The sequence below is a fragment of the Salipiger sp. IMCC34102 genome, assembly GCF_004145405.1.
In the GTDB taxonomy this organism is placed as follows: domain Bacteria; phylum Pseudomonadota; class Alphaproteobacteria; order Rhodobacterales; family Rhodobacteraceae; genus Loktanella.
The window spans coordinates 89,364-105,758 of record NZ_SELQ01000007.1; the positions used below are offsets into that span (position 1 = coordinate 89,364).

The following is a 16,395-nucleotide window of genomic DNA, read 5'->3' on the forward strand; positions in this document are numbered from 1 at the left end:
CCTGCCACTCCGGTCGTCAGCGCGAAAGCCACGCGTCCGCGAACACGCCCAGGTCCGGGGCGATGTAGGTCGGTTTCGCCACGGCACCCGAGGGGAAAAGCGCGTTGCCGGGGCGGGTGATGAACGCCCCCTCGCCGCCCAGCGCCTGCATGCCCAGCGTGTCCCACAGGTGGGCCGCCACGAGGCACAACCGGGCCGGCGCGACCTGCAGATGGTCGCAGACAAGCTGGTAGCATTCGGGTGCGGGCTTGAAGCGGCGGACGTCGGCCACGCTGTAATGCGCCTCGAAGAACTCCGCGATGCCGGCCCGTTCCATCGGGGTCGGGCTCTCGGCGGGTGGTGAATTGGTCAGCGTCACCATCCGCACCCCGGCCGCGCGCAGGCGCGTCAGCGCAGGCACTGCGTCCGCGCAGGCGGGCATGTGCGTGATCAGGTGCAAGAGCTCCTCGGTATCGGCGTCCGAGATGGCCACGCCTTCCGTCTCGCCCATCATCCGCAGCGCGCCCTTGGCCAGATCGGGGAAGGCCGCGTAGGCACCCGCCAGCGTGGCCGCGTTGGAATAGAGGATCATCTGCGAAAACCACAGCGCCCGCGCCCGTCCCCCACCGAAGAGCCGTTCGAACAGCGGATCGAGCGTCGTCAAGTCGAGCAGCGTCTCGTTGACGTCGAAGACGAGGATATCGGCACGGTCGGTCATGGTGGGACTCCCTTGCCGCATGAGCTAAGCCGCGACGCGCCCGCGACAAGCGATGTTGCGGAGGCCCCCGCGATCGGGTCTGCTGTCCGCATGAGCACACCGTCCCCTCTCGACGCCACCCGGTCGCAGCGCCGGACCGTCCGCCCCCGACGCGTCGACAGGGCAACGCACGCCCCGCGCACGACTTTCGACGCCGCGCCCGGCGCCGGGCGGAGGCAGACGCGATGACCGACGTCCTGATCATAGGCGGCGGTGTCGCGGGGCTTTCCGCCGCGGCCCAGATCGCGCCGCACGCGCAGGTCACCCTGCTGGAGCGCGAACCGCACACGGGCTATCACAGTTCGGGCCGGTCGGCGGCCTTGTTCGAGCAGAACTACGGCAAGCCAACCACGCGCGCCCTGAACGAGGCGAGCTTCGCGGCCCACCGCGACATGGGCGTGCTCAGCCCGCGCGGGTTGATGATCGTGGGCCAGGCGCACGAGGCGGACCAATTCGCCGCCGACGCGGACGACATGCAGCTCATGCGGATCGACATGGACGAGGCCCGCGCCCGCGTGCCGATCCTGTCCGCGGCGATCACCCAAGCCGCCTATTTCGACCGCGCGCAGGACATCGACACCGATCTTCTGATGCAGACCTACGCGAAGACCCTGCGTCGGCACGGCGGGGACATCCGCACCTCGGCGGAGGTCACGGCCATCGTGCGCGACCGCGCCGGCTGGCGCGTCACGACCCCCGCGGGCGAGATCGAGGCCCGCACGCTGGTGAACGCGGCCGGCGCCTGGGCCGACCGGATCGCCGTGCTTGCGGGGGTGGCGCCGCTGGGCCTGCAACCGCTGCGCCGCTCGATGGCGCGGCTGGCGGCCCCCGGCGGGCATGATCTGCGCGGCTGGCCGATGCTCTTCGGTCCGGGGGAAAGCTGGTATGCCAAGCCCGACGCGGGCGCGCTGCTGGTCTCCCCGGCGGAGGAGGACCCGGTCGAGCCGATGGACGCCTGGGCCGACGACATGGTGCTGGCCGAAGGGCTCGCCCGCTACCAGGAGGCCGTCACCGTGGAGGTCACCCGCCCCATTGCCACCTGGGCAGGTCTGCGGACCTTCGCGCCGGACCGATCGCTGGTGCTGGGCCGCGACGGGGCGGAGCCGTCCTTCGTCTGGTGCGCGGGCCAGGGGGGCTACGGCGTGCAATCCTCGCCCGCGGCGGGGCGTCACGTGGCCGACGTCGTGCTGGAGCGCGCACCCCAGATCGGGGAGCGCGTCGCCGCAGCCCTCTCCCCCGCGCGCCTGCGAAGCTGAGCGCATCGGCGCGGGCAGCCCCCGAAGGCACATTCCGCGAGTCGCGGCGAAATTCGCCGAAGGGCGACCGCGCGCCTATTCTCCCGGCACCGAATCGACCCTATGTCGATGGTTCAAAAGACCTTCCGAAAGACCCCGCCCGCATGCCCCACGCCCACCCTTCGAGTCGTCCCGCCCAGCGCGGGGATCACCCGTCATGAGCCCCCGGCCCCGGCGTCTGACGCAGGAATTGCAACGGCTGGACCGACAGTTTTCCTGGGTGCGGCGGCGGCATCCGCGGATCGGCGGCATGGTTCACCGGCTCAGCCGGCCCGGGTGGGCGCTGGTACGTGTGCCCGTGGGGGTGTTCTTCATCGCGGGCGGACTGCTCGCGATTTTGCCCGTCTTCGGCCTTTGGATGATCCCGCTGGGCCTTCTGTTGCTTGCCGTCGACGTGCCGCGCCTGCGCCGCCCGGTCGCCGCCGCGATCATCCGCCTGCGCCGCCGGGCCGAGCTGTTCCGCGCCCGCAGGCGGGACCGAAAGTAGTCAGACGAGCGCCATGAAGGCGGGCCAGGCCTCGGGGTCGAGGACGGTCTTGTCGCGACAGCCCGGGTTGCAGAACCCGAAGGTGCGGCCTTCCATCTTCAACAGGTGCGTGACCGGCTTGCCGGAATAGGGGCAAGTCGCGTTCTCGGGGACACCTGCCTCCACCGCCGTCGCGGCGCGCGGGGACGGCCCGGGCCAGGGGGCCTTCGGCAGAGGAAGCGCGTAGGGCGTCGGGTCGTAATGTTTCATGAGGCCCATGGCCCGCCAGCGCCGGATCGCGGGATCGGCCAGATGCGCCGCCACGTAGTCCTGCGCCGCCGCGCCCACCGGCAGGCCGTAGGTCGCGATCCGCAGCGCCACCGGCGCAAAGAAGACATCCGCCAACGAGTAGGCCCCGAAAAGCCAGGGGCCGCCTGCCCCGTGACGGCTGCGCGCCAGCGACCAGAGCGTCTCGATCCGGGCGAGGTCCGCGCGGACGGCATCGCTCGGGGCGAACCCCTCCCAGGCGTGGGTCAGCATCATCGGGCAGTCGCTGCGCAATGCGCCGAAGCTCGCGTGCATCTCGGCCACCAGCGACCGTGCCAGCGCCCGTGCGCCGGGGTCGGTGGGCCAGAGGCCCGCGTCGGGATGCGCCTCCGCCAGCGTTTCGGCCATGGCAAGGCTGTCGATGATCACGTGGCCGGCGTCCGTCCGCAGGACCGGCACCGTCCGGGCGGGGGCGAGATCGGCCAGGTCCCGCGCCATCGTCCCGTCGTAGAGTCCCACCATGTGCGTCCGGTACGGCAGGCCGAAGGCCTCCAGCATCAGCCAGCCGCGCAGGGACCAGCTGGAAAAGCTGCGGTCACCGATGAACAGATCGTAGGGCACGGGCCTCTCCTTTTGCGCAACCCTACTCCGGGGCCGCGGCCTTGCGCCAACGCCGTTTCGTGATGACGCCGATCACGCCAGGTGATTGACCGGGCCAAGCTGCCATGCGCCGTCGACCCGCCGCATCCGCGTGGCACCCAGGGGGTCGATCCGGTGCCCCATCGCCTCGTAGGCGGTGCCGCCCGCGCGGGGAAAGAGCGACATGATCGTCCCCATGTGCGCCACGACGATCAACTGCGCGTGGCGCTCCAGCAGCCGGTCGATGCAGGCGCCCACCCGGGCGGTCACCTCGTCCCAGGTTTCCCCGTCGGGCGCGCGCAAGCTACCCGGCGTTTCCCAGAAGGCGCGGGACAACTCGGGATCGCGCGCACTGACCTCCGTGTGGTGCAGACCGTCCCAGGCACCGAAGTCGATCTCCCGCAGATCGCGCGCGTCCGGCAGGCGGGGACGCGTCCCCTGCAGCGCATCGGCGGTGGTGACCGCGCGGATCAGATCGGAGGAGACCACCGGGGCCTGCGGCAGGTATGCGTCCAGTCGCGAGAGCGCGCCGCTGTCGGACAGATCGGCGGGCACGTCGCGCCAGCCGGTCATCGTCGTCTGGTGCGTCGGCCCGTGCCGGACCAGCCACAGGGTGCTCACGGCAGATCCCCCTTCAGCGCAAGTGGCAGCCCCGCCATCACCGCGACGACCCGGTCGGCACGGTCGGCGATCTGACGGTTCAACCCGCCCTGCAAGGTGCGGAACCGTCGGGCCAGCGCGTTGTCCGGCACGATCCCCTGCCCCACCTCGTTGCTGACGACGACGGTCGGCTCCCGGCGGCGGTCCAGCGCGGCCAGAAAGCCCGCGGCCCCGCCTTCGTCGAGCGTCTCGTCGCGCAGCAGCAGGTTCGACAGCCAAAGCGTCACGCAATCGACCAGCACGATCCGACCCGCCGGCACCGCGTCCAGGGCTGCGGCAAGATCGAGCGGCGCCTCCATCGTGGTCCAGTCCGGCCCGCGCTGGTCGCGATGCCGTGCTATCTTGGCCCGCATCTCGTCGTCGAAGGCCTGTGCCGTGGCGATGTAGCTGCGCGGCCGATCCATGCCCATCACGAGGCTTTCGGCGTAGAGGGACTTGCCCGACGCGGCCCCTCCTAGAACGAATGTAAGGCCCTGCAACTTTTTCACGGAACTTTATCTTCCTCCTCGGGTTTTCAGGGCAACACAAAGCTGTTGCCGAACCCGAGAGCAACAGCAACTCAGGGGATTTAAGATGGCGTTCGACGGATTTTCCGACCAGACCTTGTCACGCACGGCCATGAAAGCCGAATTGCTGGATGCCGAGACCGAACTGCGTCTCGCCTACGCCTGGCGCGACGAAGGCTGCGAGAAATCCCTGCACCGTCTCATCACCGCCTACATGCGGCTAGCTATCTCGATGGCCGCGAAGTTCAAGCGCTACGGCGCACCGATGAACGACCTGATCCAGGAAGCCTCCGTCGGGCTGATGAAGGCGGCGGAGAAGTTCGACCCCGACCGCGGCGTGCGGTTCTCGACCTATGCCGTGTGGTGGATCAAGGCGTCGATCCAGGATTACGTGATGCGCAACTGGTCGATGGTGCGCACCGGGTCGACCTCCAGCCAGAAGTCGCTGTTCTTCAACATGCGTCGCGTCCAGGCCCGGCTGGAACGTGAGGCCGCCGCCGAGGGGCGCAAGCTGGAAGGCCACGTGATGCGCCAGCTCATTGCCACGGAAGTGGGCGTGCCGCTGCACGACGTCGAGATGATGGAAGGCCGCCTCTCGGGGTCCGACTACTCGCTCAACGCCACGCAATCGGCGGAGGACGAGGGCCGCGAGTGGATCGACGCGCTGGAGGACGACAGCTCCCAGGCGGCGGAGAACGTGGAACTGACCCATGACAACGCCTGCCTGCGCAACTGGCTTCTGACCGCGCTGTCGGACCTCAACGACCGCGAGCGGTTCATCGTGCGCGAACGCAAGCTGCGCGAGGATCCCAGGACGCTCGAAAGCCTCGGCACCGAACTGGGCTTGTCGAAAGAGCGCGTGCGCCAGCTGGAGGCCGCGGCCTTCGGCAAGATGCGCAAGAACCTCGAATCCCAAAGCCGGGAAGTGACGAACTTCTTCGCATGAGGCGCTTGCTCGCGCTTCTGTGCTGCGCGACCCCCGCGGTCGCGGATGTCGGCCCGCTGCCACGGGCCGACATCTACGTTCTGGGCGAAACCCACGACAACCCGGCCCACCACGCGGTCCAGGCCGAGCTCGTCGCGCGCGTAGCGCCCGCGGCCCTCGTGTTCGAGATGATCGCCCCCGAGGATGCCGCGGCGGGGGCCGGGATCGACCGCTCCGACGGCGAAGCGCTGGCCGAGGCGTACCGGTGGGACGCGCTGGGTTGGCCCGATTTCGCGATGTATCACCCGATCTTCGAGGCCGCCCCCGATGCGCAGGTCATCGGGGCCCAGGTCGGTCGCGAGGATCTGGCCTCGGCCATGCGCAGCTCCGCCGAGGACGTGCTGGGGGTCGGCGTCGTGGGGTTCAACCTGTGGCCCCGCTCGGGTCCGGTGATGGAGGCGCTGATCGCGGATCAACGTGCCGCCCATTGCGACATGCTGCCCGAGGACATGCTTCCCGGCATGGTCGAGGCGCAGCGGCTGCGCGATGCGATGCTGGCCCTGGCGGCGCGCGATGCGGTGGACGACACCGGCGGGCCGGTCGTGGTCATCACCGGCAACGGCCACGCCCGCACCGACACCGGCGTGCCTTTCGTGCTCGATGCGCTTTCGCCCGACCTCGCGGTCTGGGCGCTGGGCCAGTTCGAAGAGCCCCCGGAGCCGGGCGCGCCCTTCGACGCCACGGCCGTCTCGCCCCCGGTGGATCGCGGCGCCCCCTGCGCGACGTTCCGCTAGGCCTAGGGAAGCGGAAGGCGCTGTCCCGCGGCCACGATACCTCTCCCCCGGCCCGACGGTGCGCACCCCTGCCGCGTTGCGCCCGCCCGATCCCGTGCTACATGGAACACGGCGCAAAAAAGGAGCCTGCATGCTGGCGCAGCGACGTATCCTTCTGATCATCGGCGGCGGCATCGCGGCCTACAAGTCGCTGCTGCTGATCCGCATTCTGCGCGGCGCGGGCGCAGCCGTGACGCCCGTGATGACCCGCGGGGCGGGTGAATTCGTCACCCCGCTCAGCGTCTCCGCCCTGGCGGGGGAAAAGGTCTACGACAGCCTCTTCGATCTGACCGACGAGGCCGAGATGGGGCATATCCAGCTGTCGCGCGTCGCCGACCTGATCGTCGTGGCGCCCGCCACCGCCAACCTGATGGCGCAGGCCGCAACCGGGCAGGCGGGCGATCTGGCCACGACGCTGCTTCTGGCGACCGACACGCCGGTGCTGATGGCGCCCGCGATGAACGTGCGCATGTGGCAGCATCCCGCGACGCAGCGCAACCTCGCCACCCTGCGCGCCGATGGCGTAACCATGGTCGGCCCCGATGAGGGCGACATGGCCTGCGGCGAATACGGCCCCGGCCGGATGGCCGAACCGGAAGCGATCCTGGCCGCCATCGAGGCGCGCCTCGCGAAGGGCCCGCTGACCGGTCGGCACGTCATCGTCACCTCCGGCCCCACGCACGAGCCGATCGACCCCGTGCGCTACATCGCCAACCGCTCCTCCGGGGCGCAGGGCACCGCGATCGCGCGCAGCCTGGCCGCCCTGGGTGCCCGCGTGAGCTTCGTCACCGGTCCCGCCGCGGTGCCGCCCCCCGAGGGGGTCGAGGTCATCCGCGTCGAAACCGCGGCCCAGATGCACGATGCGGTCATGGCCGCCCTGCCGGCGGAGGCCTGCATCATGGCCGCCGCCGTGGCGGACTGGCGCGTCAGCAACGCGGGCGCGCAGAAGATGAAGAAGACCGGGACCGGCCTGCCCGCGCTGGAGTTCGCCGAGAACCCCGATATCCTTGCCGCCGTCTCCGGCCTCGGCGACGGCCGCCCCCGCCTCGTCGTGGGCTTCGCCGCCGAAACCGAGGATGTCACCGCCCACGCCACCGCCAAGCGGGCGCGCAAGGGCTGCGACTGGATCCTCGCCAACGACGTCTCGGACGGCACCGGCATCATGGGCGGGACCGAGAACGCGGTCACCCTGATCACCGCGGACGGGGCCGAGGACTGGCCGCGCATGGGCAAGGGAGAGGTGGCGGACCGGCTCGCGCAACGGCTGGCGGAGGCGCTGGGATGAGACTGCGGGACGCCTCGCCGGCGGGGCGGATATTTTTGGCCAGAAGAAGCAAGGGACCTGCCAGATCGGCGAGCGGTCGGGATCAGTCGAAGGCTCTGAGGGCCTTGTCCAGCGGGCCTGTCCGTTCGGGCGGAGGATCCGCGTGAGGATCGCCGTGGCCCACGTGGCGGGTGCCGACGCGACGCTGCCGCTGCCGCGCTACGCCACGGCGGGGGCCGCGGGGGCGGACGTCTGCGCAAACTTTCCCGATCGGAAAACGATCCCGCTCGCGCCCGGCGCGCGCGTCGCGGTGCCGACGGGCCTGCGGTTCGGCATACCCCCGGGGGTCGAGGTACAGGTGCGTCCACGCTCGGGGCTGGCGTTGAAGCACGGGGTGACGGTCGCCAACGCGCCCGGCACCATCGACGCCGACTACCGCGGCGAGGTGCGGGTGCTTCTGGTGAACCTGGGGACCGAACCGGTCGAGATCGCGCACGGGATGCGGATCGCGCAACTGGTCGCAGCCCCCGTGTTGCGCGCCGACTTCGCACCGGGCGAACCGGACGACACCGCGCGCGGCGCGGGTGGGTTTGGATCGACGGGGATCGACCCATGATCATGGTCTTCGCCATGATCGCCGCGATCTGGGGGATCGGGGCTGCGATGAAGGCGCCCCGCTCGGCGCGCTGGGTGATGACCGGCATCCTGCTGCTGGCCGTCGTGTTGGCGCAACTGGTGCTTCCCCCGGACAACGGCCTGCGCCAGGCTACGGGCGGCGACGTGCGGCTGTGGCTGCTGCTGATCGGGTTCGGCGCGCTCGTCTGGGCCTACCGCCGGGCCCTGCGCGCGCTGAAATCCCGTGCCGCTCCGCCGCCGCAGGACGCGCTGCCGCCGCGAGAGGGATTTTCCGAGAGCGAATTGAACCGCTACGCCCGGCACATCATGCTGCGCGAGGTCGGCGGCCCGGGACAGACCGCGCTCAGCCGCGCGCGGGTTCTGGTGGTGGGCGCCGGGGGGCTGGGCTCGCCCGCGCTGCTCTACCTCGCGGCCGCCGGGGTCGGCACCATCGGTGTGATCGACGACGACGTGGTCGAAACCTCGAACCTGCAGCGCCAGGTCATTCACCGCGACGGATATATCGGCAGCCCGAAGGTCGCCTCGGCCAGCCAGGCGCTGCGCGAGTTGAACCCGCATGTCGCGATCCGGCCCTACCACCGGCGTCTCGACGCGGAAATCGCGGAGGAGCTGATCGCCGACTACGACCTCGTGCTCGACGGCTGCGACAACTTCGACACGCGCTACCTGGTGAACCGGGCCTGCGTGGCGATGGACACGCCGCTGATCGCCGCCGCGATCACCCAGTGGGAAGGGCAGATCGGGCTTTACGATCCCGCGCGCGGGGGCCCGTGCTTTGCCTGCGTCTTTCCCACCGCCCCCGATCCCGGGCTGGTGCCGACCTGCGCCGAGGCGGGCGTCATCGCCCCCCTGCCCGGCGTGATCGGATCCATGATGGCGGTCGAGGCGCTCAAGACCCTGACCGGCGCGGGCGCGGGATTGCGCGGACGGCTGATGATCCACGACGCGCTCTATGCCGAAAGCCGCACCCTCAAGACCGCGGCGCGGCCCGACTGCCCGGTCTGCGCTGGCAAGGGCTTGCGCCAGGCCTAGGCGCGCGGCACTCTGACCTCCGTCGTCCTTTCCCCACAGGAGCCTGCCCCATGAAACTGATCGCCCCCCTCGCCGCTGCCGTCCTGGCCGGTGCCGCCAGCACCGCCGCGGCCCAGGTCCTGCCCGATCTGGGTGGCCAGACCGTCGCCGTCGCCGTCGAGAACGCCTACCCCCCGCTGCAATTCGTCCAGGACGGCGAGGCGATGGGCTGGGAATACGACGCCATGGCCGAGATCGCCGAGCGGCTGAACCTGACCGTCGATTACCAGACCACCAGCTGGGACGCAATGATCCCCGCCGTGGCCCAGGGCCAGTACGACATGGGCATGACCGGCATCACGATCCGCGAGGACCGGGCCGAGGTGGTGGATTTCTCCGACAGCTACATGACCTCGGAAATGGTGATGCTGGTGCGCGGCGACGAGGATCGCTTCGCGGACGCCGCCGGTTTCGCCGCCGATCCCGACCTGCTGATGGCCGCCCAGCCCGGCACGACCCCCTTCTACGTGGGCGTCTACGACGTGCTCGACGGGGACGAGGCGACACCGCGCATCGTCAAGATGGAAACCTTCGGCGCCACCGTGCAGGCGCTGCGCGCGGGCGACGTGGACCTGGTGCTGACCGACGGGACGGCGGGGCAAGGCTACGTCGACGCCAGCGACGGCGCGCTCAAGATCGTGGGCGAGAAGCTGGGCACCGAGGATTTCGGCTTCATCTTCCCGCAGAACTCCGAACTGGTGGCCCCCGTGAACGCCGCCATCGCCGAGATGCGCGAGGACGGCACGATCGAGGCGCTGAACACGAAGTGGTTCCTCGACTTCAAGATGGGTGAATAAGGCGCGCGGGGCAAAGGCGGACGACATGCGCCTTCCGCCTTGCCCGGCCCCCGACCCCTGCGGCACGGCCCCTCATGCGTGAGCCTGCGCGCGATCGCGACTTTCCCTGGTGGCTTCTGGCCGTCGTGGGTCTGGGGCTGTGGATGTTCTTCCAGGTGGCCACGGACGAAGCCTACCGCGGTGTCCTGCCGACGCTGGCCAAGGGCATCCGGATCACCGTCTTCGTGGCCGTGGTGTCCTACGGTCTGGCCTGCGCGCTGGGCCTGGCGCTGGCGCTCATGGCGCTGTCGCGCATCACGCTGCTGCGGCAGATCGCGCGGTTCTACGTGGAAGTCATGCGCGGCATCCCGATCCTCGTCCTGCTGCTCTATGTGGCCTTCGTGCTGGCGCCCGCCCTGGTTTCGGCCTGGAACGCGCTGGGCCTGCCCGAGGCGCGGACCCGCGATTTCAGCCTGCTCTGGCGCGCGATCATAGCGCTCACGCTGGCCTATGCCTCGTTCCTGGCAGAGGTTTTCCGCGCAGGCCTGCAATCGGTCGACGAAGGTCAGATCGAGGCCGCGGAGGCGCTTGGCCTGACCGGCTGGCAGCGCTTTCGCCACGTCGTCTGGCCCCAGGCGCTGCGCACGGTCCTGCCGCCTCTCGGCAACGACTTCGTCGCGATGGTCAAGGATTCCTCGCTGGTCTCGGTGGTGGGCGTGGCGGACGTCACCCAGCTGGGCAAGATCACCGCCGCGGGCAACTTCCGCTACTTCGAGACCTACAACGTCGTGGCGCTGATCTACCTGACCATGACGATCGGGCTGTCCATCGCCCTGCGCCGCTTCGAGCGGGGCCTGCGTCGCTGAGGCGCGCGCGCGGATCCGCCGAAAGCCATGGCCCGGCGCCGGTGCGCCCCCCTTGCCCGGGCTGCGGGTGGCAGAGGACGGCCCCGGCGCCTAGATGTGAGGGAAAGGAGACATTCATGACCAACCCGCTTCTGACCGACTGGACCACGCCCTTCGGCCTGCCGCCCTTCGACGCGATCTCGGACGAGGATTTCAAACCGGCGGTCGAAACCGCGCTCGAAGAGGCGCGCGCCGCCATCGACGCCATCGCGGCGAACGACGAGGCACCGACGTTTGCCAACACCATCGATGCGATGGCGCTTGCTGAACGGGACCTCGACCGGGTGCTGGGCACCTTCTACGGCGTGGCGGGGGCGGACAGCACGCCCGCGCGCGAGGCGTTGCAGCGCGACTTCGCGCCGATGCTCTCCGCGTTCTCGTCCTGGATCAGCGCCCACAAGGCGCTTTTCGCGCGGATCGACGATCTGTGGCACCGCCGCGTCGACCTCGACCTGACGGAGGAACAGCGCATGGTGCTCAAGCTGTCCCACCAGGGCTTCGTGCGCGGCGGCGCGCAGCTAGAAGGGGCGGCGAGCGACCGGCTGCGCGACGTGAAGTCCCGGCTGTCGGTGCTGGGCACGCAGTTCAGCCAGAACCTGCTGGCCGACGAGCGGTCCTGGTCCATGCCCCTGTCGGACGCGGACCTGGCCGACCTGCCCGACTTCGTGGCCGACGCGGCCCGCGCCGCAGGCGAGGCGGGCGACCACGACGGGGCGGTGGTCACGCTGTCGCGCTCGCTCATCGTCCCGTTCCTGCAATTCTCGCCGAACCGGGCCTTGCGCGAACGCGCCTACGCCGCCTGGACCGGGCGCGGCATGACGGGGGGAGAGACCGACAACCGCGCGCTCACCGCCGAGATCCTCGCCCTGCGCGCAGAGCGGGCGGAGCTTCTGGGCTACGACAGCTTCGCCGACTACAAGCTCGAGCCCGAGATGGCCAAGACGCCGCAGGCCGTGCGCGATCTGCTGATGCAGGTCTGGGAACCGGCCAAGGCCGCCGCGGAAGAGGACCAGGTCAAGCTCACCGCCATGCTGCATGCCGACGGCCAGACCGGCCCGCTGGAGCCCTGGGACTGGCGCTACTACGCCGAGAAGCGCCGCCAGGCCGAGCACGATCTGGACGAGGGCGAGATCAAGCCGTTCTTCCAGCTCGACCGGATGATCGAGGCGGCCTTCGACTGCGCCAAGCGCCTGTTCGGGCTGGAGTTCGCGCCGCTCGACGCGCCGACCTATCACCCCGACGTGCGCCTGTGGGAGGTGACGCGCGACGGCGAACACGTCGCCGTCTTCATGGGCGACTACTTCGCGCGCGCCTCCAAGCGATCCGGGGCGTGGTGCATGGCGATGCGCAGCCAGCAGCGGCTGGCCGGCGACATCCGTCCCATCGTCGTGAACGTCTGCAACTTCGCCAAGCCCGCCGTCGGCAAGCCCGCGCTCTTGTCCTACGACGACGCGCGCACGCTGTTCCATGAGTTCGGCCACGCCCTGCACCAGATGCTCTCCGACGTGACCTACCCGTCCGTCAGCGGCACCTCCGTCGCGCGCGATTTCGTGGAACTGCCCAGCCAGCTTTACGAACACTGGCTGGAAGTGCCGGAGGTCCTCACCAAATTTGCCACCCACGCCACCACGGGCGACGCCATGCCCGAGGAGATGCGCGACCGCGTTCTGGCCGCGGCGACCTTCGACATGGGCTTCCAGACGGTGGAATACGTGGCGAGCGCCTTGGTGGACCTCGAATTCCACGCGGGCGAGCCCCCCGCCGACCCGATGCAGAAACAGGCCGAGATCCTCGAAGAGCTTGGCATGCCCCACGCCATCGGGATGCGCCACGCGACCCCGCATTTCGCGCATGTCTTCAGCGGCGACGGCTATTCCAGCGGCTACTACAGCTACATGTGGTCGGAAGTCATGGACGCCGACGCCTTCGCCGCTTTCGAGGAGGCAGGCGATCCCTTCGATCCCGCGCTTGCGAAAAAGCTGGAAGAGACGGTCCTCTCCTCCGGCGGCTCGATCGAGCCTGACGCGCTTTACACCGCCTTCCGGGGCCGGATGCCGGGGGTGGAGGCCTTGCTGAAAGGTCGCGGACTCGCGGCCTGACGCGACCCGCCCTGCACTTGTGGGGGGCGTCCCGACCGGGACGCCTCCGTTCAGCCCAGCCGCTCGACGGCTTCCAGAAGCAGGCGCATCTCGTCGGCGAGGGCCGCCTCGATGGCGAAGGCGTCATCGGGGCCGTCCGATCCGGGGTCTTCCTCGGGGACCTGGACCGTGGCGCGGTCGCGCATCATGGCCTGCACCTCTTCCCCGTGGGCGCGCACCAGGTGCGCCAGCACCAGGCGTTGCGCGATCAGGCGGCCTTCGAGCGTTTCATTCGTCATCTCGTTCGTCATCGCGGGATCCCTTGTCAAAGATACGGCCTTCACGACCAGGGCGCACCGGATCCTTGTGGATCAGCACGTCCGTCTGTGGATATGCGTCGAGGATCGCGTGCCGCAACCCCGCGCCGATGTCATGGGCCTGCAGAAGCGACTGGTCGCCGTCCAGTTCGATATGCAGGTTCACGAAGACCTGGCTGCCCGCGCGGCGCGTCTTGAGGTCGTGAAAACCCCGCACGCCGGGGTGGTCGCGGGCAAGCCGCTCGATCCCCGCGATCATCGCGGGATCGGCCTGGGCGTCCATCAGCGCGTTCCAGGCCTCGCGCCCGATCCGCAGGGCCCCCACGGCCAGGAAGACCGCGGCGCCGAGGGCCACCACGCTGTCGACCTGCCCGATTCCCAGCGCCGAAGACGCCCAGAGCGCCACGATGGCCCCGACGTTTGGGACGAGATCGCCCAGGTAGTGCAGCGAATCGGCCCGCACCACGGCATTGCCGGTCCGCGCGGCGACGCGGCGCTGCCAGACCACCAGCCCCAGCGTCAGCACGATGGCCAGCACTACGACCGCGATGCCCGATCCCTCGTTCTGCGGCAATGCGACATCGTCCTGCAGCAGCCGCCAGACCGCGACGCCCGCGATGGCTGCGGCGGACAGAAGGATGATGACCGATTGCGCGAGTGCGGCCAGATCCTCGGCCGAGGAATGGCCGAAGTTGTGATCCTCGTCAGCGGGCTTGGCGGCATAGGCGATGGCCGCCAGCGCCCCCAGCGACATCATCAGGTCCATGGCCGAATCCGCCAGCGTCGCCGCCACAGCGAGCGATCCCGTCGTGTCCAGCGCCCAGAGCTTCGCCACGACCAGCGTCAGTGCCACCGCAGAGGACAACAGCCCCGCCGACAGGTTCAGACGGGTGTGCGACGCCTTCTCAGCGTCCGACATCGTCGAGCGACGCCCCCCAGAGCGCCTCTTGCGGGGCCCATCCGGAGTAGCCTTGCGCGTCCAGCTCGCACCAGGCGGCCTCGCAGGCCTCCAGCCGGGCCACGACGCCGCGTTCGAGCACCGCGCGTTCGGGGGCATCGGCCTCGGGGCGGGTGCGCAAGGACAGCATGTCGGCCTCCACCAGGACCGAGCGCACGCCGGTCAGCATCGTGTAATGCACCCAGCCGCCCTGCCCGTCGCGATCCGCCACGCGGCGCCAGTGACCGTATTCGGCCGTGATCAGCAAGGGCATGCCGCGCCGCTGGAACACCCAGTCGATCCGGTGGGTCAGCGACGGGCCGCGGCGCACGTTCGCCTCGGACGCCTTGAGGCTGACGAAGCGCGGCATCGGAAGGTTGGTCACCGGCCCCAGGCGCGGGCCGTCCGTGGGAGCCTCCGCCCCCTGCGCGGTGAGAGGCCCGGCAAGGGCCACGGCCAGAAGGACGGACAGGGCCCGCAGCGTGTGACGCAACATCATCATGTTCATAGCCTACCCGATCGAATGCCGGGGCGCATCGGTTCTTGTGCCGCGCCGTCCCCGGTGGCAACCTGACAGGCGGGCCAGGAATTTGAAAGCCGTGACGGGGATGCGATGCCGGGGAAAAATCTGACTGTTGTCGTCACGCGACGGTTGCCCGAAGCGGTGGAGACGCGGCTCAGCGAACTCTTCGACGCCCGGTTGCGCGACAGCGACGCCCCCATGACCCGCCAGGAACTGGCGCAGGCGGTGCAGGACGCCGACGTGCTGGTGCCCACGATCACCGACCAGATCGACGCGGGCCTTCTGGGCCAGTCCGGGGAGCGGCTCAAGCTGATCGCGAACTACGGGGCCGGCGTGGACAACATCGACACGGCCACCGCCCGCCAGCGCGGAATCCTCGTCAGCAACACGCCGGGCGTGCTGACCGACGACACCGCCGACATGACGATGGCGCTCATGCTCTCGGTGGTGCGCCGCATCCCCGAAGGCATGCGCATCGCGCAAGGAGAGGACTGGGCCGGCTGGTCGCCCACCTCGAACCTGGGCGGACGGCTGGGCGGCAAGCGGCTGGGGATCCTCGGCATGGGCCGCATCGGCCAGGCGGTAGCACAGCGCGCCCGCGCCTTCGGGATGCAGATCCACTACCACAACCGCCGCCGCCTGCGCGATGACGTCGAAGCCGAGTTCGAGGCGACATACTGGGAAAGCCTCGACCAGATGCTGGCGCGCATGGACGTCGTCTCGGTGAATTGCCCGCACACGCCCTCCACCTTTCACCTGATCAATGCGCGGCGGCTGAAGCTGATGAAACCTTCGGCGGTGATCGTGAACACCTCCCGCGGTGAGGTGATCGACGAAAACGCCTTGACCCGTGCGCTGCGCGCGGGCGAGCTCGGCGGCGCCGGTCTCGACGTCTTCGAACGCGGCCACCAGATCAATCCGCGGCTGAAAGCGCAGCCCAATGTGATCCTTCTGCCCCACATGGGATCGGCCACGGTGGAAGGCCGGGTTGAGATGGGCGAAAAAGTGCTAATTAATATCAAGACCTTTGCCGACGGCCATCGTCCGCCCGACCTCGTCGTGCCCGGAACGATGTGAGCCCAGGCCACAACTGGAGAGATACATGCGCCATCTGACACTTTGCGGACCCGTGGTCGTGCTGGGACTGCTTTCGGCCTGCGCCGAAGTCCCGCCCGCCGGACCCTTCGACGGCAACCAGGCGGGAACCGCCCAGGCGGTCGTCCTGACACCGCCGCCGATCGCGCCGCCGCCGCCGCCCGCGCCCGTCTCGACCACGCCGCTCGATTCCTCCTCCGGCGTGGAGACGGCCAGCAGCCGCGTCATCCGCTCGACCGACATGGCCCCGCCGCCGCTGGAAACCGGTGTCGTGGGTGATATCCCGCCGCCCCCCGCCACCGGCACCCCGGACGAGACCGAGGACGACGCAGCCTGAACGCGCCTCGTCGGCCCAAGGCCCGCGCCGCCCACGCTTGGCGGCGACGCGGCGGGGTTCGGCGACGGGCACGCTTTCCTGCTTCGGAACGACAGAAAGGGCCGCGGAATGCGGCCCTTTTCACGTGCT

The 16,395-nt window shown here is 69.9% G+C and carries 19 protein-coding genes; 12 read left to right on the top strand and 7 right to left on the bottom strand.

All coding sequences use genetic code 11. The features are described 5' to 3' along the window. Positions 1–16: 16 nt before the first annotated feature. The gene (locus EU805_RS14225) at positions 17–697 is read right to left on the bottom strand and encodes a haloacid dehalogenase type II (protein ID WP_129764656.1); all 681 of its coding nucleotides are present in this window, start codon (positions 695–697) and stop codon (positions 17–19) included. 224 nt (positions 698–921) lie between these two features. Here EU805_RS14225 and EU805_RS14230 point away from each other — a divergent pair, with 224 nt between their 5' ends. Then, positions 922–1,992: an FAD-binding oxidoreductase gene (locus tag EU805_RS14230; RefSeq protein ID WP_129764657.1), complete on the top strand. Its 1,071-nt coding sequence runs from the start codon at positions 922–924 to the stop codon at positions 1,990–1,992. A gap of 196 nt (positions 1,993–2,188) precedes the next feature. Continuing rightward, positions 2,189–2,518 carry a hypothetical protein gene (locus tag EU805_RS14235; RefSeq protein ID WP_129764658.1) on the top strand — a complete coding sequence of 110 codons (330 nt, stop codon included), beginning with the start codon at positions 2,189–2,191 and terminating at the stop codon, positions 2,516–2,518. Here the strand turns inward: EU805_RS14235 and EU805_RS14240 are convergent, their stop codons facing one another. The 3 genes from EU805_RS14240 to cobU all read right to left on the bottom strand — a co-directional run bounded on the left by EU805_RS14240 (position 2,519) and on the right by cobU (position 4,551). Beyond that, the gene (locus EU805_RS14240; RefSeq protein ID WP_129764659.1) at positions 2,519–3,385 is read right to left on the bottom strand and encodes a glutathione S-transferase; all 867 of its coding nucleotides are present in this window, start codon (positions 3,383–3,385) and stop codon (positions 2,519–2,521) included. Positions 3,386–3,457: 72 nt separating this feature from the next. Continuing rightward, the gene (locus EU805_RS14245; protein WP_129764660.1) at positions 3,458–4,024 is read right to left on the bottom strand and encodes a histidine phosphatase family protein; all 567 of its coding nucleotides are present in this window, start codon (positions 4,022–4,024) and stop codon (positions 3,458–3,460) included. Beyond that, positions 4,021–4,551, bottom strand: a complete 531-nt coding sequence (gene cobU / locus EU805_RS14250) for a bifunctional adenosylcobinamide kinase/adenosylcobinamide-phosphate guanylyltransferase (protein WP_242494177.1) — start codon at positions 4,549–4,551, stop codon at positions 4,021–4,023. The genes EU805_RS14245 and cobU overlap by 4 nt, the downstream gene beginning before the upstream one ends. Before the next feature lie 85 nt (positions 4,552–4,636). Here cobU and EU805_RS14255 point away from each other — a divergent pair, with 85 nt between their 5' ends. From EU805_RS14255 to EU805_RS14290, 8 genes are all read left to right on the top strand, one after another. Next, positions 4,637–5,515, top strand: a complete 879-nt coding sequence (locus EU805_RS14255; RefSeq protein ID WP_129764661.1) for an RNA polymerase factor sigma-32 — start codon at positions 4,637–4,639, stop codon at positions 5,513–5,515. After that, positions 5,512–6,288 (top strand): ChaN family lipoprotein, encoded by a 777-nt coding sequence (locus EU805_RS14260; protein WP_129764662.1) that lies wholly within the window; start codon positions 5,512–5,514, stop codon positions 6,286–6,288. Before EU805_RS14255 ends, EU805_RS14260 begins: the two co-directional genes overlap by 4 nt. Before the next feature lie 130 nt (positions 6,289–6,418). Next, the gene (gene coaBC, locus EU805_RS14265; RefSeq protein WP_129764663.1) at positions 6,419–7,612 is read left to right on the top strand and encodes a bifunctional phosphopantothenoylcysteine decarboxylase/phosphopantothenate--cysteine ligase CoaBC; all 1,194 of its coding nucleotides are present in this window, start codon (positions 6,419–6,421) and stop codon (positions 7,610–7,612) included. A gap of 142 nt (positions 7,613–7,754) precedes the next feature. Next, on the top strand, positions 7,755–8,207 hold the full coding sequence (gene dut, locus EU805_RS14270; RefSeq protein ID WP_129764664.1) for a dUTP diphosphatase: 453 nt from the start codon (positions 7,755–7,757) through the stop codon (positions 8,205–8,207). After that, on the top strand, positions 8,204–9,259 hold the full coding sequence (locus tag EU805_RS14275) for a HesA/MoeB/ThiF family protein (protein WP_129764665.1): 1,056 nt from the start codon (positions 8,204–8,206) through the stop codon (positions 9,257–9,259). The genes dut and EU805_RS14275 overlap by 4 nt, the downstream gene beginning before the upstream one ends. Positions 9,260–9,309: 50 nt before the next feature. Then, entirely contained in the window at positions 9,310–10,095 is a 786-nt protein-coding gene (locus EU805_RS14280; RefSeq protein WP_129764666.1) for a transporter substrate-binding domain-containing protein, read from the top strand. A gap of 74 nt (positions 10,096–10,169) precedes the next feature. After that, the gene (locus EU805_RS14285) at positions 10,170–10,940 is read left to right on the top strand and encodes an amino acid ABC transporter permease (RefSeq protein ID WP_129764667.1); all 771 of its coding nucleotides are present in this window, start codon (positions 10,170–10,172) and stop codon (positions 10,938–10,940) included. A 116-nt stretch (positions 10,941–11,056) separates the two neighbouring features. Then, a complete protein-coding gene (locus tag EU805_RS14290; protein WP_129764668.1) occupies positions 11,057–13,078 on the top strand; it encodes a M3 family metallopeptidase in 2,022 nt (673 codons plus the stop codon). A gap of 50 nt (positions 13,079–13,128) precedes the next feature. Here EU805_RS14290 and EU805_RS14295 read toward each other — a convergent pair whose 3' ends face one another. From EU805_RS14295 to EU805_RS14305, 3 genes are read right to left on the bottom strand one after another with little or no spacing between them, the layout of a single operon-like run. Continuing rightward, the gene (locus EU805_RS14295; RefSeq protein WP_129764669.1) at positions 13,129–13,368 is read right to left on the bottom strand and encodes a hypothetical protein; all 240 of its coding nucleotides are present in this window, start codon (positions 13,366–13,368) and stop codon (positions 13,129–13,131) included. Next, a complete protein-coding gene (locus EU805_RS14300; protein ID WP_129764670.1) occupies positions 13,346–14,293 on the bottom strand; it encodes a cation diffusion facilitator family transporter in 948 nt (315 codons plus the stop codon). Before EU805_RS14300 ends, EU805_RS14295 begins: the two co-directional genes overlap by 23 nt. Continuing rightward, complete coding sequence (locus tag EU805_RS14305; protein WP_129764710.1) at positions 14,280–14,810, bottom strand: SH3 domain-containing protein; 531 nt, start codon at positions 14,808–14,810, stop codon at positions 14,280–14,282. The genes EU805_RS14300 and EU805_RS14305 overlap by 14 nt, the downstream gene beginning before the upstream one ends. A gap of 114 nt (positions 14,811–14,924) precedes the next feature. Between EU805_RS14305 and EU805_RS14310 the strand changes: the two genes are divergently transcribed. Beyond that, entirely contained in the window at positions 14,925–15,911 is a 987-nt protein-coding gene (locus EU805_RS14310; RefSeq protein WP_129764671.1) for a D-glycerate dehydrogenase, read from the top strand. 25 nt (positions 15,912–15,936) lie between these two features. Then, positions 15,937–16,266: a hypothetical protein gene (locus EU805_RS14315; protein WP_129764672.1), complete on the top strand. Its 330-nt coding sequence runs from the start codon at positions 15,937–15,939 to the stop codon at positions 16,264–16,266. Positions 16,267–16,395 lie beyond the last annotated feature (129 nt).

Excerpts from the sequence above, each read along its gene's own strand:
- EU805_RS14230 (WP_129764657.1), top strand. The coding sequence starts at position 922 with ATGACCGACGTCCTGATCATAGGCGGCGGTGTCGCGGGGCTTTCCGCC.
- EU805_RS14255 (WP_129764661.1), top strand. The coding sequence starts at position 4,637 with ATGGCGTTCGACGGATTTTCCGACCAGACCTTGTCACGCACGGCCATG.
- EU805_RS14235 (WP_129764658.1), top strand. The coding sequence starts at position 2,189 with ATGAGCCCCCGGCCCCGGCGTCTGACGCAGGAATTGCAACGGCTGGAC.
- EU805_RS14275 (WP_129764665.1), top strand. The coding sequence starts at position 8,204 with ATGATCATGGTCTTCGCCATGATCGCCGCGATCTGGGGGATCGGGGCT.
- coaBC (WP_129764663.1), top strand. The coding sequence starts at position 6,419 with ATGCTGGCGCAGCGACGTATCCTTCTGATCATCGGCGGCGGCATCGCG.
- EU805_RS14315 (WP_129764672.1), top strand. The coding sequence starts at position 15,937 with ATGCGCCATCTGACACTTTGCGGACCCGTGGTCGTGCTGGGACTGCTT.
- EU805_RS14280 (WP_129764666.1), top strand. The coding sequence starts at position 9,310 with ATGAAACTGATCGCCCCCCTCGCCGCTGCCGTCCTGGCCGGTGCCGCC.
- EU805_RS14295 (WP_129764669.1), bottom strand. The coding sequence starts at position 13,368 with ATGACGAACGAGATGACGAATGAAACGCTCGAAGGCCGCCTGATCGCG.
- EU805_RS14305 (WP_129764710.1), bottom strand. The coding sequence starts at position 14,810 with ATGATGTTGCGTCACACGCTGCGGGCCCTGTCCGTCCTTCTGGCCGTG.
- EU805_RS14290 (WP_129764668.1), top strand. The coding sequence starts at position 11,057 with ATGACCAACCCGCTTCTGACCGACTGGACCACGCCCTTCGGCCTGCCG.
- EU805_RS14225 (WP_129764656.1), bottom strand. The coding sequence starts at position 697 with ATGACCGACCGTGCCGATATCCTCGTCTTCGACGTCAACGAGACGCTG.
- EU805_RS14310 (WP_129764671.1), top strand. The coding sequence starts at position 14,925 with ATGCCGGGGAAAAATCTGACTGTTGTCGTCACGCGACGGTTGCCCGAA.
- EU805_RS14260 (WP_129764662.1), top strand. The coding sequence starts at position 5,512 with ATGAGGCGCTTGCTCGCGCTTCTGTGCTGCGCGACCCCCGCGGTCGCG.
- EU805_RS14300 (WP_129764670.1), bottom strand. The coding sequence starts at position 14,293 with ATGTCGGACGCTGAGAAGGCGTCGCACACCCGTCTGAACCTGTCGGCG.
- EU805_RS14285 (WP_129764667.1), top strand. The coding sequence starts at position 10,170 with ATGCGTGAGCCTGCGCGCGATCGCGACTTTCCCTGGTGGCTTCTGGCC.